General features: G+C 42.1%; 24 protein-coding genes. 10 read left to right on the top strand and 14 right to left on the bottom strand.

All coding sequences use genetic code 11. The annotated features are described in order from the left end of the window. Nucleotides 1–172: 172 nt before the first annotated feature. Nucleotides 173–361: a hypothetical protein gene (locus B9T36_RS13640; protein ID WP_086210005.1), complete on the top strand. Its 189-nt coding sequence runs from the start codon at nt 173–175 to the stop codon at nt 359–361. Nucleotides 362–367: 6 nt separating this feature from the next. Here the strand turns inward: B9T36_RS13640 and ptsP are convergent, their stop codons facing one another. Beyond that, on the bottom strand, nt 368–2665 hold the full coding sequence (gene ptsP / locus B9T36_RS13635) for a phosphoenolpyruvate--protein phosphotransferase (protein WP_086210004.1): 2298 nt from the start codon (nt 2663–2665) through the stop codon (nt 368–370). 79 nt (nt 2666–2744) lie between these two features. Beyond that, nucleotides 2745–3227 carry an RNA pyrophosphohydrolase gene (locus tag B9T36_RS13630; protein WP_004692547.1) on the bottom strand — a complete coding sequence of 161 codons (483 nt, stop codon included), beginning with the start codon at nt 3225–3227 and terminating at the stop codon, nt 2745–2747. Nucleotides 3228–3409: 182 nt separating this feature from the next. Between B9T36_RS13630 and B9T36_RS13625 the strand changes: the two genes are divergently transcribed. From B9T36_RS13625 to B9T36_RS13615, 3 genes are all read left to right on the top strand, one after another. After that, entirely contained in the window at nt 3410–4060 is a 651-nt protein-coding gene (locus tag B9T36_RS13625; RefSeq protein ID WP_086210003.1) for an HAD family hydrolase, read from the top strand. 215 nt (nt 4061–4275) lie between these two features. Then, the gene (locus B9T36_RS13620) at nt 4276–4521 is read left to right on the top strand and encodes a DUF2789 family protein (RefSeq protein ID WP_086210002.1); all 246 of its coding nucleotides are present in this window, start codon (nt 4276–4278) and stop codon (nt 4519–4521) included. A gap of 73 nt (nt 4522–4594) precedes the next feature. Further along, nucleotides 4595–5101: a DUF2628 domain-containing protein gene (locus B9T36_RS13615; protein WP_086210001.1), complete on the top strand. Its 507-nt coding sequence runs from the start codon at nt 4595–4597 to the stop codon at nt 5099–5101. A gap of 63 nt (nt 5102–5164) precedes the next feature. On the opposite strand, the gene B9T36_RS13610 is transcribed toward B9T36_RS13615, so the two are convergent. Continuing rightward, nucleotides 5165–6022: a LysR family transcriptional regulator gene (locus B9T36_RS13610; RefSeq protein WP_086210000.1), complete on the bottom strand. Its 858-nt coding sequence runs from the start codon at nt 6020–6022 to the stop codon at nt 5165–5167. A 153-nt stretch (nt 6023–6175) separates the two neighbouring features. Next, nucleotides 6176–6412: a DUF2061 domain-containing protein gene (locus B9T36_RS13605; protein WP_086209999.1), complete on the bottom strand. Its 237-nt coding sequence runs from the start codon at nt 6410–6412 to the stop codon at nt 6176–6178. Nucleotides 6413–7026: 614 nt separating this feature from the next. Here B9T36_RS13605 and leuC point away from each other — a divergent pair. From leuC to leuB, 4 genes are all read left to right on the top strand, one after another. Beyond that, complete coding sequence (leuC, locus tag B9T36_RS13600; RefSeq protein ID WP_086209998.1) at nt 7027–8475, top strand: 3-isopropylmalate dehydratase large subunit; 1449 nt, start codon at nt 7027–7029, stop codon at nt 8473–8475. Nucleotides 8476–8496: 21 nt separating this feature from the next. Then, nucleotides 8497–9147, top strand: a complete 651-nt coding sequence (gene leuD / locus B9T36_RS13595) for a 3-isopropylmalate dehydratase small subunit (protein WP_086209997.1) — start codon at nt 8497–8499, stop codon at nt 9145–9147. Nucleotides 9148–9247: 100 nt separating this feature from the next. Further along, nucleotides 9248–9808, top strand: coding sequence for a hypothetical protein (locus B9T36_RS13590; RefSeq protein ID WP_086209996.1), 561 nt, complete (start codon nt 9248–9250; stop codon nt 9806–9808). A gap of 37 nt (nt 9809–9845) precedes the next feature. Then, entirely contained in the window at nt 9846–10925 is a 1080-nt protein-coding gene (gene leuB / locus B9T36_RS13585) for a 3-isopropylmalate dehydrogenase (RefSeq protein WP_086209995.1), read from the top strand. A 52-nt stretch (nt 10926–10977) separates the two neighbouring features. On the opposite strand, the gene B9T36_RS13580 is transcribed toward leuB, so the two are convergent. The 3 genes from B9T36_RS13580 to infA form a co-directional block, all read right to left on the bottom strand. After that, entirely contained in the window at nt 10978–11406 is a 429-nt protein-coding gene (locus tag B9T36_RS13580) for a hypothetical protein (protein WP_086209994.1), read from the bottom strand. Between the two features lie 118 nt (nt 11407–11524). Next, nucleotides 11525–11899, bottom strand: a complete 375-nt coding sequence (locus B9T36_RS13575; RefSeq protein ID WP_228147005.1) for a hypothetical protein — start codon at nt 11897–11899, stop codon at nt 11525–11527. 156 nt (nt 11900–12055) lie between these two features. Next, complete coding sequence (infA, locus tag B9T36_RS13570) at nt 12056–12277, bottom strand: translation initiation factor IF-1 (protein ID WP_004692529.1); 222 nt, start codon at nt 12275–12277, stop codon at nt 12056–12058. Between the two features lie 230 nt (nt 12278–12507). On the opposite strand from infA, the gene B9T36_RS13565 reads away from it, so the two are divergent. Beyond that, on the top strand, nt 12508–13515 hold the full coding sequence (locus tag B9T36_RS13565; protein WP_086209992.1) for an AraC family transcriptional regulator: 1008 nt from the start codon (nt 12508–12510) through the stop codon (nt 13513–13515). Nucleotides 13516–13601: 86 nt separating this feature from the next. Here the strand turns inward: B9T36_RS13565 and truA are convergent, their stop codons facing one another. The 5 genes from truA to asd all read right to left on the bottom strand — a co-directional run bounded on the left by truA (nt 13602) and on the right by asd (nt 19444). Further along, on the bottom strand, nt 13602–14399 hold the full coding sequence (gene truA, locus B9T36_RS13560; protein ID WP_086209991.1) for a tRNA pseudouridine(38-40) synthase TruA: 798 nt from the start codon (nt 14397–14399) through the stop codon (nt 13602–13604). A gap of 12 nt (nt 14400–14411) precedes the next feature. Continuing rightward, complete coding sequence (locus B9T36_RS13555; protein ID WP_086209990.1) at nt 14412–15380, bottom strand: asparaginase domain-containing protein; 969 nt, start codon at nt 15378–15380, stop codon at nt 14412–14414. A 49-nt stretch (nt 15381–15429) separates the two neighbouring features. Next, nucleotides 15430–16725 (bottom strand): hypothetical protein, encoded by a 1296-nt coding sequence (locus tag B9T36_RS13550; RefSeq protein WP_086209989.1) that lies wholly within the window; start codon nt 16723–16725, stop codon nt 15430–15432. A 65-nt stretch (nt 16726–16790) separates the two neighbouring features. After that, nucleotides 16791–18185 (bottom strand): FimV family protein, encoded by a 1395-nt coding sequence (locus B9T36_RS13545; RefSeq protein ID WP_086209988.1) that lies wholly within the window; start codon nt 18183–18185, stop codon nt 16791–16793. Between the two features lie 140 nt (nt 18186–18325). Then, nucleotides 18326–19444: an aspartate-semialdehyde dehydrogenase gene (asd, locus tag B9T36_RS13540; RefSeq protein WP_086209987.1), complete on the bottom strand. Its 1119-nt coding sequence runs from the start codon at nt 19442–19444 to the stop codon at nt 18326–18328. 185 nt (nt 19445–19629) lie between these two features. Here asd and B9T36_RS13535 point away from each other — a divergent pair, with 185 nt between their 5' ends. After that, nucleotides 19630–20739 carry an endonuclease/exonuclease/phosphatase family protein gene (locus tag B9T36_RS13535; RefSeq protein ID WP_086209986.1) on the top strand — a complete coding sequence of 370 codons (1110 nt, stop codon included), beginning with the start codon at nt 19630–19632 and terminating at the stop codon, nt 20737–20739. 278 nt (nt 20740–21017) lie between these two features. Here the strand turns inward: B9T36_RS13535 and B9T36_RS13530 are convergent, their stop codons facing one another. Beyond that, on the bottom strand, nt 21018–21965 hold the full coding sequence (locus B9T36_RS13530; RefSeq protein ID WP_086209985.1) for a lauroyl acyltransferase: 948 nt from the start codon (nt 21963–21965) through the stop codon (nt 21018–21020). A gap of 320 nt (nt 21966–22285) precedes the next feature. After that, nucleotides 22286–22513 carry a hypothetical protein gene (locus B9T36_RS13525; RefSeq protein ID WP_228147004.1) on the bottom strand — a complete coding sequence of 76 codons (228 nt, stop codon included), beginning with the start codon at nt 22511–22513 and terminating at the stop codon, nt 22286–22288. Between the last annotated feature and the right edge of the window lie 94 nt (nt 22514–22607).

Genomic DNA, 22607 nt, shown 5'->3' with positions numbered 1-22607 from the left:
ATGTTTCAGCAGACGCAAGTTATGGCGCTTAAATAGTTGTATGAGCTATCTCTTTAAAAATAGGCTACGCTAAGAGACAGAAATGACATGAAAGTCGCTTGTAAAGTATACAAAAAAGCGTAAAATTCCAGCCATATCCTATGCGATATCATCCGTTCAGTTAGGTGGGAAAATGGCAAAGAAGAAAGCTGAGCCAAAAGTTGTGATTCACAACTTCGTGGCAAAACACATGCATGAAGTCAACCAAAGCCAAGTCTTTGTAGACCGAAAGAAAAATGCAAAACGAGGCTATGACAAGCACAAAAAAGGGAGATATTCAGATGATTATCTCCCTTTTTTAATGCCTCTTTTTTGTGTTTAAAGGCTTCTAAGCCGTCACAATACGTGTCGCTGATTTGACCATATCGCCTAAACCGTGTGTTTTAAAATAATATTCCATTTGGCTTTTTACAATGAGTGGATTACTCATTTTCAATGCGTGTTCTAAGAGTTCAATCGCGTCAGGCATCGGCACATGACAAATAGCTTTGCGTACACGCAGAATGTTACTTGAGCTCATCGACAGCGTATTAAAGCCCATTGCCATCAGTAAGATCGCAGATAAAGGGTCTCCTGCCATTTCTCCACAAATGCTGACTGGTTTGTTGTACTTATGACACTCTTTGACTAAGCGAGTTAGTGCACGCAAAATTGAAGGGTGGAAATGTGAATAAACGTTAGCAACCCGTGGATTGTTTCGATCGACTGCCAGTAAATATTGGGTTAAATCGTTTGAGCCGACCGAGAAAAAGTCAACCAATTCGGCAAACTCATCTATTTGCAGCAGCACGCTTGGAACTTCAACCATAATACCAATTTTCGGTTTGGTGATTTTTACTTGTTCCTCTTCTTGCACTGCGACCCAGTCACGCTCAAGAAGGTACAGCGCTTCTTCTACTTCACTGACACTGGTGACCATCGGCAGTAAAATATGCAGGTTATTTAAACCAATACTGGCTTTAAGCATGGCACGAATTTGTGAAGAGAAAATTTCAGGGTGGTCGAGCGTAAAGCGAATGCCGCGCCAGCCCAGTGCGGAGTTTTCTTCCTCAATGGAGAAATAAGGTAAGTCTTTATCGGCGCCAATATCGAGTGTACGCATCACCACGGGTTTGTTGGCGAAGTGGCTCAACTGCTGACGATAAATCGCACGTTGTTCTTCTTCGCCAGGGAAGCGGTCACGGAGCATAAATGGAATTTCGGAGCGATATAGACCAACACCTTTAGCTCCACGTTGTACACCGCGCACCACATCAATCATTAGACCAGTATTGACAAACAGTTTGACTGCGACACCATCAGGGGTGATGGCATCTTTGGTTTCATACTGTTTTAAGTCTTTGGCAATTTGCTCTTCTTCTTTTTGAATCTCTTTATAACGGGTACGTAGACGACGAGGTGGATTAATAAAGACCCGACCTTGATGCGCATCGACAATCATTTCAACGTCATCGAGTGTATTAATCGGTAGTTCAGTCACCCCCACAACGGTTGGAATGCCGAGAGCACGTGCCACAATTACCATATGTGAGTTCATGGCACCTTCTGTGGTGACAATCGCAGCAATTTTATCGACAGGAAGTTCAACCAAAGCTGCGGTTGAAATTTCCTCTCCAATCAGAATACTTTCATCGGTAAGTTCACGGTGACTCGAATCCGCTTCTTGCAAATAGGCCAAAATACGTCGACCTAAATCTTTTAAATCTGCCGCACGTTCACGTAAGTAGTCATCTTCCATTTGTTCAAACAGATCAATATGGTTATCAATGACGATACGTACTGCACCTTGTGCCCAGTTACCTTCGCGAATTTGCTCTTTAATTTCAGCAGGTAGCGCATTTTCATCCAACATGCGTAAGAACACGCTAAACAGGGCACGTTCTTCAGCCATAAGGGCGTCTTGCATCTTGTCATCAAGCGATTTGATTTCATCACGCACTGAGGTTAGGGCACGATCCAGTAGGGCTAATTCTTCACTGATATCATCGGCTTCACGGTCAGGAACAGCCGCCAAATCTGCAGGTGGGTAGAGAATGACAGCACGGCCTAAGGCAATTCCACCTGAACCAGGGACGCCTTGGAAAGTTTTGTAAGCGGGTAAATTGCTGGGCTTACGAAAAACGTCGATATTACCCACGGCATGTGCGTGCGCAATGACCCCTGAAAGTTGTGCACAGAGGGTGACAAGGAAGGATTCAGCCGCTTCACTAAAGTCTTGAGGCTCTTTATTTTGCACTACAAGCACGCCCATGACTTTACGGCGGTACATGACGGGTACGCCAAGGAACGAGTTATAAATTTCCTCACCTGTTTCAGGTAAGTACATAAAACGTTCATGTTTCGGGGCATTGTCAAGGTTGACGATTTCTTCGCGTTGTCCGACTAGGCCGACTAAGCCTTCACTGGTATGTAGTGAAACATGGCCGACTGAATCGGGGTTCAAACCTTTCGATGCCATCAACAAATAACGTTGATTACGCTCGTCCAATAAATAAATGGAGCAAACGTCAACGTGCATGGCTTCTGCCACATGGTTGACCATAATGTCGAGTGATTCATGCAAACTGGTGGACGCATTGATTTCTTGCACAATACGTCTAAGGGTATCCAGTTGCATATTTGACATCGCATCTACTCCAAAAAAAGTGCGTCCAACTTATTTATAACAAGAGAACCTTAAAAAATCTGTAGGACGTCTAGATTTTTTAAGGCTTTTTTTGAGGGAGCTGATTGCACAACTCCACCATCGCTTTGCGGTATACATCGCGTTTAAAATTCACCACTTGCCCCAGTGGGTACCAATAGCTGACCCACTGCCATTGGTCAAACTCGGGCGGATCAGACAAATTCAAACGAATATTCTGAGCGGGGGCAGTGAGTTTGAGTAAAAACCACTTTTGTTTTTGTCCAATACATACGGGATCGGAATCTGTACGAATGTATCGGTGCGGCAAACGATAACGCAGCCAACCTTTAGTTTGCGCTACTATTTGGACGTGTTCGGGCAGTAAGCCAACTTCTTCTCTCAGCTCACGATAAAGTGCCTGTTCAGGGGTTTCTCCATATTGGATACCTCCTTGTGGAAATTGCCATGCATTGTGTCCAATGCGTTTTGCCCATAAAACTTGTCCAAACTCGTTTGCCAAAATGATCCCGACATTGGGTCGGAAACCTTCCGAATCGATCATTTGGCTACCTAAATATTGTGTAATTTATGACTTTGCGATCGGGGATTTTTATTTCTGTATCCAACTCGAAAAAAGCAAAGTTTAAAAATGTTAAAATTGCTATGATCTTAACGAATTTCTATCGACTAGCGGAGATAGATTTACAAATTTTTTCTTAAATTTCAGTTTTTACGAGTATTTTCATGAAATTGGCACTATTTGATCTCGATCACACCTTGTTAAACACCGATTCGGATCATTCTTGGGGAGAGTTTTTGGTGAATGAGGGCTTGGTTGATCCAGTTCGCCATCGTGCCATGAACGATAAATTTTATGAAGATTACAAAGCAGGGCAACTCGACCCGATTGCTTATAATGAATTTGTGTTTGAATTTTTAACTCAACATGACAATACCTACCTCACTGAACTGCATGAGTTATTCATGCAAAAAGTGATTCGCCCGCAAATGCGTCCTGATGGTTTTCAAGCCATTCAACGTCACAAAGAGGCAGGGCATGCTTTGGTTGGGATCACGGCCACTTCAGACTTTATTACCGCCCCAATTTTTCGCGAGTTTGGGATTAGCGAAATCATTGCAACCAATGCTGAAGTGGTTGATGGCAAATACACGGGCAAAGTGATAAATACGCCGTGCTACCAAAAAGGTAAATTGACGCGTTTAGATCAGTGGCTGGCAGGGCGTGATGTCAGCGAGTCTTGGGCGTATTCGGACTCTATTAATGATCGTTTTTTACTGGAATACGCCGACCATGCGATAGCTGTTAATCCTGATGATCGTTTGGAAGCATTGGCTAAAGATCAGGCATGGGAAATCCAAGACTGGTCCATTTAATTATTTATCTTTCGATATTGAAAAGGCTACTTTCGGGTCGTCTTTTTTATTGCAAAGACATTGAGTCAGTCAATTTCATTGAAAGCAAATCTATTGATAAAATATTGCGGTGATGGGACGACAAATCTTGGAAAACTAACTAAATATGCTATGTTAAAACTTGGCTAAAGCTATTTTGACTATGTAAAAATTAGAACAGTATCGTGGAGAATAACATGAGTGTACGACCAAGAATGACCCATCTGTTTGAGCAACTCGGTTTAGATGCAAATGAAGATGCGATTGCCTTATTTATTGTAACGCATCAGCTTAATGCGCAAACCATGATTGTTGATGCGGAATATTGGACTGAAGCGCAACGTCAGTTTTTGGCAGAAAAAATTAAATCGGATGGTGAGTGGGCAATTATTGTGGATCAACTCAATGAATCTTTACATGAAGATTCATTGATTAAAAAATAAGTGATATTTTTGGGGCGATGCTGAAAAGCTTTGCCCCCATTTCTTCAATAAAATAAAAAATAAGAAGCAATTTATGTCTTTAGATCAACAATCTTTTCCGTCGCCTCGTGTTTTAGAGAGACGGGCTTCAGTCGATCAGCTCGAACTAGGTCGTGCTGTATTTATCGGGGAGAAATATGCGTCGTACTATCAGGCTCAATTTGAAAAAATCACACCCAAGAAACAATATGCAGGATTTAATGTTGCGGCTTTTTTCTTGGGCGTAATTTGGTTGTTTTATCGGAAAATGTACAGTTATGGCTTTATGTCCATAGCTCTGATTGTGTTCATCGGGATTGTTGAAGCACTTTTGGGGATTGACAGTTCGGGGGCAAATATCGGCTTGGCTGTTGCATTTGGCATGCTGGGTAACACTTTGTATAAGCATCACGTCGATAAGCAGATTACTAAAATCCGCCAGTTCGGAAATGGCAATGTCGAAACAGAATTAGAAAATCGTGGTGGTACAAATCTCTTAGCCGGTGCGATTTTGTTAGCGATTTGGCTTGGACTGATTGCATTGGCTATAGGCGGTTCTTAAGTCACTCCTCGCACCAAATAAAAAAACCATCCTACAGGATGGTTTTTTTATTTGGTGCAGCGCTTATTTCATCATCGTAATCAGTTCTTGCACTGCACGCGACTGCGTTCGCCCAGGATGCCAAACCATACCCAATTGGCGGTTCATTTCAAATTTAATATTTAACTGTTGTAGGTCTTGATTGATCAAAGTCTTGGGAAGCACTGACCAGCCCAATCCAATAGATGCCAACATGCGAATTGATTCGAGTGGATTATTACTCATGCTAATTTTAGGTTTTAGCCCTTGTTTCTCAAATTCTGCCAGTGTGATTTGGCTGGTATAGGTTTGAGACGCAGGCAATAAGCTTGGGTACTGAATCAGATCTTCGAGTTTTAAGTTTTGCATTTGTGCCAGCGGATGAAAGGGCGCTGCTACAAAAACTAAGGGGTCTTCCCAAATGGTGACATATTGCAAACGCTCATCTAACTTCGGTGGAAGCGTCAAAAAAGCCAATTCTAAGTCACCCGCCAGTACTTTTTCATGCGCTTGCTCTGAGTCGACAAAGTGTACATCTAAAGTGACATTGGGAAAGGTTTGTACATATTCACGTAAATGATTGGGTAGGTGATGTAAACCAATATGGTGACTGGTGCCAATTTTAAGTTTGCCTTGAACCATGCCTTGTTCATGACTCAAGGTATGATGAATGTCACCCAGTTCATTGAGCCAATTTTTGACTTTAGGCAGCAGTGAATGTGCGGCATGCGTGGCTTGTACACCACGACCTGCCGACTCAAACAGTTTCACACCAAAATATTCTTCTAAACTATGAATACGTTTGGTCACAGCAGGTTGCGTAATGAAGAGTTGATCTGCGGCTAAAGAAATAGAGCCGGTTTCCATGACTTTTACAAAAGCTTCGAAGGCTGCAAGATTCATAAGGATAATCTGGTTATGAAAGTATAATTGAATTATAAAATAATTTTATATGAATTGCGATCTTTAAAATAAATCGGGTGTTATTTCATCTGCATTGAGATAAAAAAAGATCACTAAAAGTGATCTTTTTAAGTTAATGAGAGGAGATGGGGCTTAGGCCGGAATATTTTCTTCTGGGCTACGGCTTTTTCTTTCCCAAATTCGCTCATGGAAGAAGAAGGCAAAAGCTTGAACAGTCGGTTCTAGCAAACTTAAGGTAACCGCCATCCATAAGTTACCTGTGACCATATACGCAACTAACATAGCGACCGTAATATGCATGATGTAGTAGCTTAAAGTTTTTTTGAAGATGCGTTGATTTTTTGCTACAAATTTTTGAATGTTTGACATGATAAAAGTCCTCTCAATAACACTTTACATTTGTAAATAATAATTATTATCATTAGTAAAGTCAAAATGAAATTTTGATTGGTCTCGATTGAATTTTTGAATCAAGTGAAATAATGTGCTTCGTTTTATGTTTAACATTATAAAAAACAGAGATTAAGGCTTTTGCTTGAACCATCAATCCTTTTGTAAAAATACAAGTAGCTTCAAGTTATGCAAAGAATTAAGAGCGTTCGTTCAGCATAAAATGGATGTTACTAGTGAATTTATGTCGGCAATGTCGAGCTGAGTTTGTTTTGTTGTTTGACTCTATTGGATTCTCAGCGCTACTTTTATGTCTAATTCAAGCATAAATAATTTTAAGCATTAATTGGGAGAAAATAAACGTTGGTTTAGGATGGTTCAGTTTAGAAAAAGCACGGTATACAATGTGTTATGAGCTTAGGTAAAATCGGCTGAAAGCGTCTAAACTCGGTAGCAGAGCATGAACTTGAGTGATTTAAAAATAATTCCAAAAAGTTTTTAAATTAATAAAAATGATAAATTAGATTTATGTGAAATCACCGTTATAATCGTTTTTAATGAAAGAATTACCCAGTCCAGTGGAGTCAATCGACATGGCAGGCGAAAACCAACAAGCAAAACCCCAAATTCCAAAAACATTGTATGACAAATTGTGGGATGACCACTTAGTAAAACAGCGTGATGATGGCTCAGCTTTACTCTATATCGACCGTCATTTATTACATGAAGTGACGTCGCCACAAGCCTTTGAAGGTTTGCAACTTGCAGGGCGTAAGCCATGGCGTTTAAGTGCGAACGTGGCAACACCTGACCATAATGTTCCAACCTCAAGCAAAGAGCGATCAGAAGGTATTGCAGGCATTGAAGATGATACTTCACGCATTCAAGTCCAAACCTTAGACGACAACTGCAAAACTTTTAATGTAGTGCAGTTTGACATTAATGATGTGCGTCAAGGTATTGCACACGTGGTGGGACCTGAGCAAGGATTAACTTTACCAGGCATGACGGTGGTGTGTGGCGACTCTCATACGGCAACGCATGGTGCTTTTGGTTGCTTGGCACACGGGATTGGGACATCTGAAGTAGAGCATGTATTGGCAACCCAGTGCTTGGTTCAAAAGAAGATGAAGAACATGTTAGTGCGTGTTGATGGAAAGTTAGGTCAAGGTGTCACTTCGAAAGATGTCGTTTTAGCCATTATCGGTAAAATTGGTACAGCGGGGGGAACTGGTCATGCCATTGAGTTTGGTGGTCAAGTCTTCCGCGATATGTCGATTGAAGGTCGTATGACGGTTTGTAATATGGCGATTGAAGGTGGTGCCCGTGTGGGCATGGTCGCTGTTGATGATAAAACCATTGACTATGTGAAAGGTCGTCCCTACGCACCACAAGGTGAACAGTGGGATGCAGCAGTGGCTTACTGGAATACTTTACATTCGGACGCAGACGCACATTTTGATACTGTGGTGGTGTTGCAAGGTGAAGAGATTGAGCCGCAAGTGTCTTGGGGCACATCGCCTGAAATGGTGATTCCAGTTTCTCAAGCGGTGCCGACTTTGGAACAAGCCAAAGATGATGTACAGCGTAATGACTGGACGCGTGCTTATCAGTACATGGGTTTAACCGCAGGTCAGGCATTGGCAGACATTCAGTTAGACCGTGTTTTTATTGGTTCATGTACCAACTCGCGTATCGAAGACATTCGTGCAGCGGCGGAAGTTGCCAAAGGCAAAAAAGTGGCAAGTACCATTAAACAGGCGATGGTGGTCCCGGGTTCTGGTTTAGTGAAAGCTCAAGCTGAAGCGGAAGGCTTAGATAAAGTTTTGATTGAAGCTGGTTTTGAATGGCGTGAGCCAGGTTGTTCAATGTGCTTAGCCATGAATGCAGACAAATTACAACCTGGTGAGCACTGCGCATCGACCTCCAATCGTAACTTCGAAGGTCGTCAGGGCAATGGCGGTCGTACGCATTTGGTGAGTCCAGCGATGGCAGCGGCAGCAGCGATTGCAGGTCACTTTGTCGATGTGCGTTCATTTTAATTCGGGCTTGGGAGCATAGACATGAAAAAATATACCGTTGAACAGGGTATCGTTGCACCTTTAGACCGTGCCAATGTCGATACAGACTTGATCATTCCAAAACAGTTTTTGAAATCCATTAAGCGCACGGGTTTTGGTGAAAACTTATTTGATGAATTGCGTTATTTAGATGAAGGTTTTTTAGGACAAGATAATTCAAAACGTCCTAAAAACCCCGATTTTGCATTGAATCAGCCACGTTACCAAGGTGCTTCGATTTTGATTTCTCGCGCGAACTTTGGTTGCGGTTCTAGCCGTGAACATGCGCCGTGGGCACTGGAAGAATATGGTTTCCGTACTGTGATTGCACCGAGTTATGCAGACATTTTCTTTAACAACAGCTTCAAAAATGGCATGTTGCCTGTGATTTTGTCTGAAGAGATTGTTGACCAACTCTTCAAAGAATGTGCAGCAAATGAAGGCTATCAACTGACGATTGATTTGGATGCGCAAGAAGTGCGTACACCATCGGGTGAAGCTTTCAAGTTTGAAGTGGATCCTTTCCGTAAGCATTGTTTGTTAAATGGCTTGGATGATATTGGTTTGACCTTACAAGCAGCAGATGAGATTCGTGCTTATGAAGAAAAGACCAAAGCTGCGCGTCCATGGGTGTTTTCAGAAATTCATGCTTAATTGAAGAAACGATATAACTAGTGCTGCGGTTTATCTCTTGTTAATATCAGAGCAAAAGAATTTTAATCGTTTTGCTACTGGTAAAGGTTGGACTTGAACAATGGTGACGAGTTATGGTCGTATCGCTCTACTTGCTTTGATAGGCACATTAACTGCCTGTCAAAGTATGAATACGGCAAGTATAAAGCGTATTCATGAAACCCCAGCAAGTAAAAACAATGCACAAATTTATTGTACAGGTACAGTGAACTGTGAGTTTGAGCGATTGAATAAAATCAAAATCGTCAATGCAGACAATCATCGTGTGAGCCGTGATGCAATTCGAGAACAAATTGTTCGTTTGAAGCGAGATGATTTGAATGATGCAAATTCACTGTTTTTGTCGGTGCCTGCTGGGCAGCATGAACTGGTCATTCGCTTCTATCCAGTCTCAGCAGACCGAGCAGAAACCTTACATGTGATTCATCGCTTTAAGCCTGCTGAACGTTATACTTTTAGAATGTTTCGTGCGCGCAGTCGACATCAGGGAAGTTTATTGAATATGTCTGCACCTGACCCTTTATGTGTCGATTTAAAGCAAAACCAAAGAACAATTCGTCGTTTTTGCAAACCGTACAATGTCCTAAATGGCTTGGGTGAGTTTGTAGAACAAAAACTTTAATCGTGTGAGTTAAAACTCACCAACAATGGAATTTTTCATGTCTAAACATATTTTGATTTTGGCGGGTGATGGCATTGGTCCTGAAATTGTAAAAGCCGCAGAACAAGTGCTTACACGAGTAAACGATCAATTCAATTTAGGTTTAACGTGGGAACAAGGTTTACTGGGTGGCGCTGCGATTGACGCACATGGTTCACCTTATCCAGAGGTAACTGCAGCACAAGCCAAAAATGCAGATGCGATTTTACTTGGTGCAGTTGGCGGACCAAAATGGGACAACATTGAACGCTCAATTCGTCCAGAACGTGGTTTATTAAAAATTCGTAGTGAGCTCAATTTATTCGCAAACTTGCGCCCAGCGATTTTGTATCCGCAATTGGCAGATGCATCAAGTTTAAAGCCTGAAATTGTTGCAGGCTTGGACATTTTAATCGTTCGTGAATTGACTGGTGGCATCTACTTTGGTCAACCACGTGGTATTCGTGAACTGGAAAATGGCGAAAAACAAGGTTTTAACACCGACGTATATGCAGAGTCTGAAATCAAGCGTATTGCCAAAGTCGCATTTGAACTTGCAGGCTTACGTGGCGGTAAAGTGTGCTCTGTAGACAAAGCCAATGTACTTGAAGTGACAGAGCTTTGGAAGCAAACCGTAACGGCGATGAAAGAAGCTGACTATCCAAACATTAACTTGTCGCATATGTATGTCGATAATGCTGCAATGCAATTGGTACGTGCGCCTAAACAGTTTGACGTGATTGTGACAGGTAATTTATTTGGTGACATTTTGTCTGACGAAGCAGCAATGTTAACGGGTTCGATTGGCATGCTTCCGTCGGCATCTTTGGATGAAAGTGGCAAAGGTATGTATGAACCATGTCATGGTTCTGCACCAGATATTGCAGGTCAAAACGTTGCTAACCCATTGGCGACCATTCTGTCTGTTGCAATGATGCTACGCTATACTTTCCGTGAAGAAGCTGCTGCAAAAGCGATTGAAGATGCGGTAGGAAGTGTGTTGGATCAAGGTTTACGTACTGCTGACATTATGTCTGAAGGCATGAGCAAAGTGGGTACTGCGGAAATGGGGCAGGCGGTTGTGGTTGCACTGAACTAAGTTAGATACACTGGAAAACGCAGCCATTCGCTGCGTTTTTTTTGCCCAAGATTTAATCACCTTTACAGGCTTTGCCTTGGTATTGAACAGATTGGGCAATATTGTCTTTTAATAAGAAATGAACTTGGCATTCTAACTGTACATCATAATATGGGGTTGCTGTTGGAATAGGAATCGCGCCGACACTGCTGTCGCTTCGCATAGTGGGCATAGGGGTTGGAATTTGAATCCGTCTGACGATGGTGTAACTCAGTTGGTTTGATGTTTGAATTGGTGATCCTAAGGTTTCATAACCGAGTCTGTGTAAGTTGAGCTGACGCCGTATGCTCGATACATCTTGGCCGATATATTGATCTAAATAGTCGGGGAGCGCAATTTTAGTGGGTGAAATGACGGTGTGATTTTGCGCTGGAGCGCTGCTACAAGCTTGAAGTAGTAGAAAGCAGATGGAACTCAAGGAACTGACAATAAAGGGCTTCATGATTATCCCCCTAAGCAGAGAGACACCCTTTTAGTATTCTATATCTGGATATTCGTTTGAGTATGGTTCGAGTAATTTGAGATAAACGGTATGTAGGTGGCTCAACATAACACAGCCGTTAACACGCTTTACCGATGTAGTGAATAGATTCCACAAGATCATCATGCAGTCTGAACTCAATTTTACATTTCATTTCAATATTCAGGCTACCGCTAGAAGGTGTTGGAATGGGCGCACCCATAGTGACACTGGTTCCAAGGTTGGGTGTTCCCATCGGAATAGGCATATTGCGTAATAGGGTGTAGGTCAGTTTCTCGGGTGTATGTACAGGAGCACCGAGAACTTTATAACCCATGCTATTGAGGTTGAGTTGGTTTTGAACTTGATCTGAAGATTGTCCGATATAGTGTTGTAAGGTTTGGTTGAGCTGAGTTTGGTTGGTTGTGGCACAGGCAACACATAGCATGGGGAACAGTAAAATTGCGAGCTTCATTAAAGTCGTCTTCATTATTGTTTTGGTGTATTTAGTTGTTATCGCATTTAATTATAGTTTGATTATTGGTTTAAATATAGTCGATGTATAACGTTTAGTCTAAGCGCAGACATTAAAAAAGCCACTTGAAAAGTGGCTTTTTTGCTTCGCTAAAACTTAGCGCGCACGATAAGTGATACGACCCTTAGACAAATCATAAGGTGTCATTTCTACTTTAACACTGTCGCCAGTCAAAATACGAATATAGTGTTTACGCATTTTACCAGAGATGTGAGCAATCACTTCATGACCGTTTTCTAAACGTACACGAAACATAGTATTAGGAAGCGTCTCGGTGACAACGCCTTCGAACTCGATGAGTTCCTCTTTATTGGCCATAGCCTACCTGAATGAATAAATTGGAAAGGCGCAAATTATAGTCAATTTTTTTGCATAAAACAAGGCGGAATGGGCGGTTGCATGATCATCTGTCAGTAAAATAAGCGAACAAGAGTAATAAAGATTTTCAACAAAAAAACTGCATAAGTTGTTGTCAGTTTGGTCAATCGAAGTTAATCTAATTTTAATGTTTTATGTATAAATGAAGAACATACAAGGAAGGTTCTAGCGTGGGTCAGCTAACGGATGCATCGGTTGTATTGCGATTAGGCTACCAAGCGATTCGTCGTTCAGGGTTGCCAACAGAAGAAATTTTAACAAAGGCGGGTGTGGCTTTAAACCAAGTTGAAACCAATGACCGTACGCCTTTGAACGCTCAATATGCTTTTTGGGTGGCGGCTGAAGAGGTGAGCCGCGATCCTGATATCGGTCTACATTTGGGAGAAAATCTACCTTTATACCGTGGTCAAGTAATTGAACATTTATTTATTTCATCTGAAAATTTTGGTGAAGGTTTAAAGCGTGCATTGGCTTATCAACGTCTGATTAGTGATGCGTTTCATGCCAAATTGGTGATTGAGGATGACCGGTGTTATTTGACTAACGGTGAACAGCCTTGGGCTGAAAATTTAGTCAATCGACATTTTTCTGAATGTGCAATGTCAGGTATCTTGCGTTTCTTTAAATTCATTACGGAAGGGCGTTTTGAGCCGATCTATATTGATTTTAATTTCACGAAAGGCGCATCCGATGATGAGTATTTTCGGGTGTATGAATGCCCAGTAAGTTTGGGGCAAAAAGAAACACGTTTATATTTTGATCCAAGTATTTTGGCTTATCCCTTGTGGCAGGCAGAGCCCGAACTGTTGCAACTGCATGAGCAGTTAGCGATTGAAAAACTTCAAGAATTAGCACGTTATGACTTGGTTGGTGAAGTGCGTCGAGCCATTGGCTCAACTCTTGAGAGCGGGGAGACCACATTGGAAACGGTGGCTTCTCAGCTCAGTATTACCCCAAGGCGTTTACGGACTCAGCTTTCTGAAGCCAATACTAGCTTTCAACAGATTTTGTCCGATTACCGTTGTCGTTTGGCGAAAAAGCTCTTGGCCAATACGGCTGAAAGTGTAGAACGTATTGTATATTTGACTGGTTTTTCAGAGCCAAGTACCTTTTATCGTGCGTTTAAACGCTGGACCAATGAAACCCCAGTGGAATATCGCAAGCGGAAGCAGCGTTAAACAATTCTTCCTAAGTTCCCTTTTATCAAGGGAGGAGTCTCATGTCCTTTGAAAAAGGAGTGACTAGGGAGAGATTGAAAAATAAATTATTCTGGCATATTCAGCCAATGCGGTCCAAGGGGCTGTTTAGGTAATTCAAACTGTGCTGGATAGTCGGCATGAATAAAATATAGTCCATCAGGAGGCGCAGTAATGCCAGCAGCTTTACGGTCTTCTGCTGCGAAAATAGCCTCAATATGTTCGACTTCATACATACCTTGCCCGATTTCTAGTAAGCAGCCCATGATATTGCGGACCATATGGTGTAAGAAGCCATCAGCCTGAATGTCGAGCACTAGATATGGACCATGTTGAATTAAGCGACAATGGCTCACATGGCGTACAGGTTGATTAGACTGGCATGCTGCAGCACGAAAGCTTTCAAAGTTATGCGTGCCTTCAAACTTTTGCGCAGCTTGCATCATCTTCGCCACATCTAGTGCATAATAAGCATGCGTGACTTGTTTATGCATCAGGGCAGGTCGCTGCGGATGGTTATAGACCACATAACGATAACGACGTGCTTGTGCTTTAAAGCGCGCATGAAAGTCTTGATCCATTGCTTTGATCCATTGGATCGAGATATCTTTGGGTAGTTGGCTATTGCTACCCATTAGCCAGCTACGTTCGGAGCGAAGCGCGGAGCTATCAAAATGCGCCACCATATTGGTTGCATGAACGCCAGCATCGGTACGGCCTGCACCATGTAGACTAATCGGTTCATTGGCAATTTTCGAAAGCACCTTTTCAATCGTCTCTTGTACGCTGATCACGCCAGTTTGCTGAGTTTGCCAGCCACGATAATGTGTCCCACAAAATTCAATGCCGATCGCAAAACGTTGCATATGTACCTCAAATTAACCCAAATCATGCCAATGGCTGAAGCGTGCTTCAGCGGTGGGGTATTGTAAATACATTTTGAGGGCTTTGGCATACAGATCTGCATGCCCGAGGCAATCACTGACAATTATTTTGGCTTGGGTTGTCCACGCGGCAACGGCATAGCGCTGATCAGTGCGGCCGAAAGGAACTTGGGTGCTTAAGATAACAACACAGCCTTGTGCATAAAGGTCATCGAAAAGCGCAGTCAACTCGGCATTCACGGCTAAATTACCCGTCCCAAAACCTTGTAAAATGAGAAAGTGGGGTGGGGCCACTAAGAGGTTTCTTAAGTTCTGCATTTGCTGTTCTAAGCCAACAGGTTGCATCATTAGATTAAGACAGTTGAACTGTTGTGATTGTTCTACATCACGTGTTTGTACAATATGTGCTTTTAAATTGTGCGAAATAGATTGTTCAGCAGGCAGACCACTAAAGGCATCTAGTTCAGTGGTATGTCGTTTTATAGCGGTTTGGGCGTGAAACAAATGTTGATGGAATGCTAAATAAACGCCGATAGGGTATTTCACTACGGCATCTAAGGCAAAATTCAAATTGTTGATGGCATCACTAAATTCACGGGTGTCAGTTCCTTGTACATTGAGTAAGGGGTACTGACTACCTGTGAAAATCACATGAGCTGAGTCAGCGATAAAGTGTGCTGCCACGGCGCTGGCATAGCTCAAGGTGTCTGTGCCGTGAATCACGACAAAATGTTGGAACTGTTGCAACTGTAAGTGCTGGATCTGTTGAATCAACAATAACCAATCAGCGGCTGTGCATGCACTACTGTCCTTAATGACAGGTGCAACAAAACATTCTATGTCGAGATGAATCGGCAAGACATGGGTAAGTTTGGGAATAAAGTCTTCGGCAGGCATGGGTTGTAAAGGTTCACCAATACAGCCAAAGGTTCCACCCATATAAATAAGCGCAATTTTTTTCATTATAAAAAAAGCAGTCGGTGATGACTGCTTTAGTTTAAAACGAAATGACTTAGGATGCTATGCGACCTAGCAATTGTTCAGCTTGATCTCGTTGTTCAACGCTGTAGTTTGCTTCTTGTTCAGCCAGAATTTCACGTGCAGCTTCAAAAGCACCCAATTGAATATATTGCTCAGCTAACTCAAAGTTTAAGAGGATTTCGTTAACTTCGCTTAGTTGAGGGAAAGATTGTACCAGAGGATCACTTTCAGTCTTATGGGTAGGTATCGTAGACTCAAGACTAAAACTGAGGCTTGGCGTAATAACTGCAGGTGTTTCGTCTACTATTGCTGCATTTGGGCTAATAGTGTCGAAAGAAACAGGAGAAATATCTGTTGTCGCTTCAGTTGTGGGTTGGTTTGAAAAATCAAATGTAAATTCAGGACGCTCGTCTGGTGTCGCAATCAACGAAGTTTCAGCTTCAGTTGTTGTAGAAGGCGCATCGAGATTGAACGAAAAATCTAAAGGTTTGATATCTTCTGTAGGAAGTTCCGTTTGAGCAGGGGTGGGGTCCAATGACAACGAACCAAAATCAAGGGGTTTAATTTCCCCAATTGGTTGAGATGGTTCAGTTGCTATGGTGCTTAGGCTGGAAGTATCAAATTCTAAAGTAGGTACTTCAATACGTGTTTCTGGTTCGGGTTGAGTTGTTGTGAATGCTGAGGTATCAAAATCTAGTGGTTTAATGTCTTGAACTGGTTCAACAGTAATACTTTGTACCGGAGGTAGTGTTGTGCTGTCTGATGACATTAGTGCATCGAAATCAGCAGTATTTGGTGTTTCTACAGGTTTTGGTGCAGGTGGTGCAATTTCAGTTGGTTTAAACTCGATCGTGTCACGGCTATTTTGATGTAATTGGTCGTAATCCGATTTTTTGGATTCTGCTTGCGCTAAAATATCATCGAGCTCTAAAGAACGTAAATGATTCAGCAATTGGCTAATTGCAAATTCATCTTTTTGTAGTAAGTGAATATCCAATAGCAGTAAATATAATTCGTGTTGTGAATTGTCTTTATTTAATGCTTGGTTAATCTGCGCTTCAGCTGAAAAGAAATTGCGATCACGAATTTGCCCTTCAATTTTATTGCGGAGATCGGTTGCAAGAGGTGTTGTGGCTTTTTTAGTGACCACATCTTCAACGACTTGAGTTTGTTGAGGTGTTTTTTTAGACGGGCTAGTTTTTTTGGCTTTATTTTTTGCAGCCACTGCTTTTTGAGTTTTTGGCTCTGCTTCTTTACTCGCCTCACGCTTTTTTAAGACTATGGCAACAACCAATAGTAAGATAAATGGAATCACATAAATCAGCATGTTTTACCCCTTTCGAACTTGTCGTTGTGCAAGTTCATCCAAAATCAAATAATCAAAATAACACTTTAGTGTGTTGGCTTTTTATCAGTTTGTTGTGCTTTCAATTGTTGTTGCAATTGTGCAAGACGAGCGTTTAGTAATTGAATTCTCTGATCTTTCTGATTAAGTGCCAGTTCTAATTGCGTTACGTTTCTCTGTAATTTAACGGTTTTTTCACGGGATGTCATAACTTTTAATGACAACTCGTTCGATGTTTGATTTTTTTCTGTCGACTTCTTGGCAGAACCATTGTTTGAATCTTGCTCTTTCTCTGCAACCAAACTCATTTCCGCTTGATTGAGGCGATACTTGGCTTTGCCTGATTGCTGTGAGCTATGTTTTGGCAGTGAAGAAACGGAGACTTTTTGCTCTGTTTTTGCTGTTTGTAGACCCGTTAAATTAAGATTTGCACCACGTCGTAAACGGTTGACATCCCCCTGAATAAATGCATGTTCATTCTTGGATTTAATTTGTTGCATGACTTCACCAACAGGACGGTTTTGTTCTGTGGCAATACGCGATGCAATTCCCCATAAGGATTCATTGGATTGAACAATGTGGGCAGGCGTGCTTGATGTCTCAGCCGCTTTGGGTGTGACCGTTTTCGATGTTTGAGTTGTAGATGGTACAGATCTTGATGCCTGAGTTGAATTGGGTACAGGTTGAGGGCTAGCTTGTGTTGCTATCGGTGCTTCCGCTTTTTTAAGGGAGTTGGCATACTTTTGCACCAAGGGATCTGACGATTTCTTGTTTTGTGTGGTGGTTTCAATGTGTTGGGTTGGCGCTTGTGCAATTGTCGCGATTTGTGTCGTAGCTGTTGAGATGACCTGTGTTGGTGTTGTAGTGGTCGTGGTACTCATGCTCGGTGGTGTATGACCATTGAGCTTCAACGGTGTATTGCTTGTCGTTGCTACTGTTGCTGTTTTTAAATTATTAAACTGTGTGCTAACTGGTAAGTTCAACGCAATATCTTTTTCATTGACGATCACCATAGGTTTTAACGCTTTTTCATTATTATTTGCGCGTGCTTGAAGTGATGCCGAGCGTTTATTGGCTGTTTTAATATGTTGCAGTCGTGCCGCATTACCTTCTTTGATTTTGACCACAATGTTGAGTTCTGCATCAGTCAATGGGCGAGATGAGGTAATTGTAATCACACCTGTACTGGCACTGGTACGACGGGTAAAAAAGTTCAGATTACTGGGCGGCTGATGCATGACACCCAGAGACATTAAATCTTCTGCGCTGGCTAGACTGGCTTGAATGGGAGTATTTGGATCGGCATCGTGAAAGTTCAATTCTGCATATAACAGTTCCCCAGGTGCAGACTGAATTTGAATAGGATCGACAGTGATCGCATTCACATTTTGCGAAGCAATAATGGCTAAAATGGCTATCTTTAATTTGTTATTTACGGTCATCTTAATCTTTAGCTCGGTCACAGATCGCAAAGCGAAAATTATAGATTAGCGAGTTGTGTGTTATTTGTAAAACGTTAACATCGGGGTTACAAAAAAAAGCCGATCAAGTGTGATCGGCTTAATACTTTAGCGGTAAATGCTTAAGTATTTTTGTAGTCAATCAGGATGCGGAGCATACGACGTAAGGGCTCTGCAGCTCCCCAAAGCAATTGATCGCCGACAGTGAAAGCACCTAAGTACTCTTTGCCCATATTCAATTTACGTAGACGGCCAACAGGAACTGTTAATGTGCCTGTTACCGCTACAGGTGTTAAGTCAGTCATAGATGCTTCACGGGTATTTGGAACCACTTTTGCCCATTGGTTCGCGCGACGTAACATATCTTCGATTTCATCGAGTGGCACGTCTTTCTTCAGCTTTAAGGTTAAAGCTTGAGAGTGACAACGCATCGCGCCAATACGTACACAATGACCGTCAATCGGAACGATTTGCTGGTTGCCCAAGATCTTGTTGGTTTCAACTTGACCTTTCCATTCTTCTTTCGACTGACCGCTGTCTAATTGTTTGTCGATATAAGGAATGAGTGAGCCTGCTAATGGCACGCCAAAGTTAGCAGAAGGGAAACCTTCGCCACGTTGTAATTCCGCAATTTTAGAGTCGATGTCTAGAATTGGAGAGCGTGGGTCATCTAACAAATCTTTGGTGTTGTTGTACAAATAGCCCATACCAGAGATCAGTTCACGCATGTTTTGCGCACCAGCACCTGACGCTGCTTGATAAGTCATCGAGGTTGCCCATTCCACTAAATTGTTTTGGAATAAACCACCTAAGCCCATCAACATCAGTGAAACAGTACAGTTACCGCCCACGAATGTTTTGGTGCCGTTCACTAAACCATCTTTAATTACGTTCATGTTGACAGGGTCAAGTACGATGATGGCTTCATCTTCCATACGCAGTGTAGATGCCGCATCAATCCAATAGCCTGTCCAGTTTTCCGCTTTAAGCTTCGGGAAAACTTCTGAGGTATAGTCGCCACCTTGGCAGGTAATAATGACATCCATTTGCTTCAGACTGTTAATGTCTGATGCATCCATAAGTGCTGGGGCAGTTTTACCGCCAAACGCAGGCGCTTCACCGCCAGCATTACTGGTAGAGAAGTAAAATGGCTCAAAATGAGCAAAATCATTCTCTTCAACCATACGTTGCATAAGGACGGAACCAACCATCCCGCGCCAACCGACCAGACCTACTTTCATGTCACTTTGCCTCGGTGCGTTAAAAATTAAAAGGGGATTCGAGTGTATCAAAAGAGCGCTTAACTGCAAGCACTACACAATGAAAACAGCAATTATATTGTGCAATATATCTTGTTTATGTTACATGCAAAATTGATATTAATTTATGAATCTACAAAAAATTAAGAATATAAGAGTTGTTGCTTATGATCTGGGTTGAGTTGCTGGCATGTATTGTGATTTGGTTAAGCTTCTGGTCACTGATTCCACGTGATGAATGGTGGTTTCGTGGTGCAGATTTTCCACGGCTCCAGATTTTGGTATTGGGACTGATTGCATTTATTTTGATGTTGCTTTGGGATGCACCTTGGGATTGGGTACGTGAAGTCATTTTTCTGGGATTAATTGCGGCAGTGGCGTATCAACTCAAAATGGTGTTGCCTTATACCTTTGTATGGAAAAAGCAGGTTAAAACGGTTGCCAAAACAGAGTTACAGCCAGAACGCCAGATTTCTTTAATCGTATCGAATGTACTGACGCCCAATACCCAATACCATTTATTACTGCAACAGATTCATCAGCATCAACCTGACTTGATTTTGACTTTAGAGTCAGATGGACATTGGGAACAAGCTTTGGGTGAACTGGAAAATGACTATCCTTATCGGGTTGCAGTGCCTTTGGATAACTTGTATGGCATGCACTTATATAGTCGTTTAGTGCTTGAAAATATTGACGTTAAGTTTATTTTGAGCGATGAAATTCCTTCAATTCATGCCACAGCCATTCTAAGGTCAGGTCAGCCAGTACAGCTATATTGCTTACATCCGAAACCACCGAGTCCGACCGAAGCCAAAGACTCCACTTTACGTGATGCTGAATTGTTGATTGTTGGTGATCAGATTAAAGATTTGGATGAGAGTTGCATTGTAATGGGGGATTTGAATGACGTGGCATGGTCTCGTACCACACGCCTTTTTCAACGGATTAGTGGGCTGCTAGACCCCCGAGTTGGACGTCACTTTGTCAATACGTTTCATGCTGACTATCCTTTACTGCGTTGGTCACTGGATCATGTTTTCCACAGTACGGATTTTGCTTTAGTACAGATGCAGCGTTTACCCCATATTGGTTCAGATCATTTCCCCGTATATGTAGTACTGCAAACAGGTTGGGTGTTTGAGCAAGTACAAGAAGAGCTGGAACAGACCGAAGCCGATGAGCAAGAGGCGCAGGAGGCGATCGAAGAGGGAATTGAGAAAGCAGAACGAGAAGGTAAGCAGGTTACAGATGAAATTGCCAAAGATTACCAATAAACACATCAGGTGCTTGGATTTCATCAGTGTAAGATATGGCTTACAGGGATTTGGGAACCTGACGAATGGTGAGTCACTCGGTATGGCTTTATTCTAAGCTCATCAGCACATGGAGCGGGAATGGATCATCCCAGTATGGAAGTTGACGCTGATGGAAATCATCATGGATATGATGTAGGTATGGAACGCCACCGAATAAAACAAGAATAACATTGAAAGCACAACCTCATGTACCCGAGTTTTGCAGGACGCAGAACTCGGGTGATGACTTTTTATATTTAGCGTTTCTTAGAATAAATCTTCTCATGACCTTTTGGACGCGTTTTAAAGCGGCGGTGAAACCACATATATTGAGTCGGAGCAATGCGGAGTTGATTTTCAATAATTTGATTCACTCGCGTTGCGTCATCCAGCTCGTCTTCGCTAGGTAGGTTTTCGACCGCAGGTTCAATCAGCACTTTATAGTGTGGGTTTCGAATGTCCCCATCACGATAAAAATACAATGGAATAGCCGCAGCCTTGGTCATTTTCAATAAGCGACGATGTGCCGTAACCGTTGCTGCAGGAACACCAAAGAAGGGTGCCATCACGCCTTGTTTTAAACCAAAGTCTTGGTCTGGACTGTACCAAATGGCATGCCCATTTTTTAAGTTGCGAACCAAACCGCGCATGTCATCATGGTCGATTTGGTTTGCGTAAATGGTGGAACGGCAGCGGTAAATCAGCATATCCAACAGTAGATTATTTTGTGGGCGATAGACCACATCTGGCTCAAAATACTGTGCACAAAGGTAACCGCCTGCATCAAGCAAAGTCGAATGGGTCCCTAAAAGCAGCGCACCTTTACCTTCTGCTTGTGCTTTTTCAATGTGCTCTAAACCTTCAATACTGACACGACCAGTAAACCATTTTGGGCTATACCATGCATTCAGCGTTTCAAATACGCCCAGCATTTGGTCGACAAAAACTAAACGTGCATTTTCACGCACTTCTTGGGTAGACCATTCAGGAAAGCAGACTTCGAGATTACGAATGGTGGTGTCTTGGCGCGATTTGAGAAACTTAAAACTGAGGTTGCCTAAGAGGGTGGCCAGTCGGTGTTGAATTGCCCAAGGCAGAATTGCCAGTATCATAAGGAATACAATACCAATCCATATACCCCAATATTTAGGTTGCAGGAAAGACCATTGAAATTCACCGGGTTGATAGTCTGGCTGAGAACTCATAAATTGCGATAAGTGCTGAAAAAGAATGTTCTGAGTTTAGCATGAAGCATGTATGAAGGGACAAGCTGTGCTCGATGCCACCGCCATTCAAAATTGCGGATAATCATTGTTTAGAGACTTTGATAGGTGGGTTTTGAAAAGACAGGTGTACTGATAGAATTTATTTTTATTAACTAAAATTTTGATTATAAAAGAAATTTATAAGATTTCAAAATAGAAATTAAAACAACGAAGAAATGGGGCGGGAAAGGAATCAATATTAAAGGCTACATCGTGAGTAGCCTTTAATGACTAATGAGGGAATAAAGAATTCATGAAGATTATGATTTAGCAGCGGAAGTTTGGCCCTCTACTTTTTTGGTTGTCGTTTTAGCCACGTGCTGTTTTTTTGCATGATCTGTTTGCTGTTTCTTGTGGATTTGATGGGTGGCTACTTTTTGTTCTGTGGCTTTGTGAGTTTCATTTGGTGCAGAAGTTGCGGCCATTGCAGAACCTGCAAAAATTGCGGTAGTAAATGCTGCTAATACAATTGATGCTACTTTTTTCATGATCATTCTCTCTTTGAGTGTTTCGATATCTGATTAGATTCGATAGGTATATATTCAAGGATTTGTATGGAAAGATCATGGAGCCAATGTAGAG

The organism is Acinetobacter sp. ANC 4204, from assembly GCF_002135205.1.
Lineage (GTDB): Bacteria > Pseudomonadota > Gammaproteobacteria > Pseudomonadales > Moraxellaceae > Acinetobacter.
The sequence above is the reverse complement of the archived record's forward strand: the minus strand, read 5'-3'. Positions and strand labels throughout refer to the sequence as shown.

Bases quoted from the DNA above. Each gene is read 5' to 3' on its own strand.
- B9T36_RS13640 (WP_086210005.1), top strand. From the start codon at position 173: ATGGCAAAGAAGAAAGCTGAGCCAAAAGTTGTGATTCACAACTTCGTG.
- ptsP (WP_086210004.1), bottom strand. From the start codon at position 2,665: ATGTCAAATATGCAACTGGATACCCTTAGACGTATTGTGCAAGAAATC.
- B9T36_RS13630 (WP_004692547.1), bottom strand. From the start codon at position 3,227: ATGATCGATTCGGAAGGTTTCCGACCCAATGTCGGGATCATTTTGGCA.
- B9T36_RS13625 (WP_086210003.1), top strand. From the start codon at position 3,410: ATGAAATTGGCACTATTTGATCTCGATCACACCTTGTTAAACACCGAT.
- B9T36_RS13620 (WP_086210002.1), top strand. From the start codon at position 4,276: ATGAGTGTACGACCAAGAATGACCCATCTGTTTGAGCAACTCGGTTTA.
- B9T36_RS13615 (WP_086210001.1), top strand. From the start codon at position 4,595: ATGTCTTTAGATCAACAATCTTTTCCGTCGCCTCGTGTTTTAGAGAGA.
- B9T36_RS13610 (WP_086210000.1), bottom strand. From the start codon at position 6,022: ATGAATCTTGCAGCCTTCGAAGCTTTTGTAAAAGTCATGGAAACCGGC.
- B9T36_RS13605 (WP_086209999.1), bottom strand. From the start codon at position 6,412: ATGTCAAACATTCAAAAATTTGTAGCAAAAAATCAACGCATCTTCAAA.
- leuC (WP_086209998.1), top strand. From the start codon at position 7,027: ATGGCAGGCGAAAACCAACAAGCAAAACCCCAAATTCCAAAAACATTG.
- leuD (WP_086209997.1), top strand. From the start codon at position 8,497: ATGAAAAAATATACCGTTGAACAGGGTATCGTTGCACCTTTAGACCGT.
- B9T36_RS13590 (WP_086209996.1), top strand. From the start codon at position 9,248: ATGGTGACGAGTTATGGTCGTATCGCTCTACTTGCTTTGATAGGCACA.
- leuB (WP_086209995.1), top strand. From the start codon at position 9,846: ATGTCTAAACATATTTTGATTTTGGCGGGTGATGGCATTGGTCCTGAA.
- B9T36_RS13580 (WP_086209994.1), bottom strand. From the start codon at position 11,406: ATGAAGCCCTTTATTGTCAGTTCCTTGAGTTCCATCTGCTTTCTACTA.
- B9T36_RS13575 (WP_228147005.1), bottom strand. From the start codon at position 11,899: ATGAAGCTCGCAATTTTACTGTTCCCCATGCTATGTGTTGCCTGTGCC.
- infA (WP_004692529.1), bottom strand. From the start codon at position 12,277: ATGGCCAATAAAGAGGAACTCATCGAGTTCGAAGGCGTTGTCACCGAG.
- truA (WP_086209991.1), bottom strand. From the start codon at position 14,399: ATGCAACGTTTTGCGATCGGCATTGAATTTTGTGGGACACATTATCGT.
- B9T36_RS13555 (WP_086209990.1), bottom strand. From the start codon at position 15,380: ATGAAAAAAATTGCGCTTATTTATATGGGTGGAACCTTTGGCTGTATT.
- B9T36_RS13550 (WP_086209989.1), bottom strand. From the start codon at position 16,725: ATGCTGATTTATGTGATTCCATTTATCTTACTATTGGTTGTTGCCATA.
- B9T36_RS13545 (WP_086209988.1), bottom strand. From the start codon at position 18,185: ATGACCGTAAATAACAAATTAAAGATAGCCATTTTAGCCATTATTGCT.
- asd (WP_086209987.1), bottom strand. From the start codon at position 19,444: ATGAAAGTAGGTCTGGTCGGTTGGCGCGGGATGGTTGGTTCCGTCCTT.
- B9T36_RS13535 (WP_086209986.1), top strand. From the start codon at position 19,630: ATGATCTGGGTTGAGTTGCTGGCATGTATTGTGATTTGGTTAAGCTTC.
- B9T36_RS13530 (WP_086209985.1), bottom strand. From the start codon at position 21,965: ATGAGTTCTCAGCCAGACTATCAACCCGGTGAATTTCAATGGTCTTTC.
- B9T36_RS13525 (WP_228147004.1), bottom strand. From the start codon at position 22,513: ATGAAAAAAGTAGCATCAATTGTATTAGCAGCATTTACTACCGCAATT.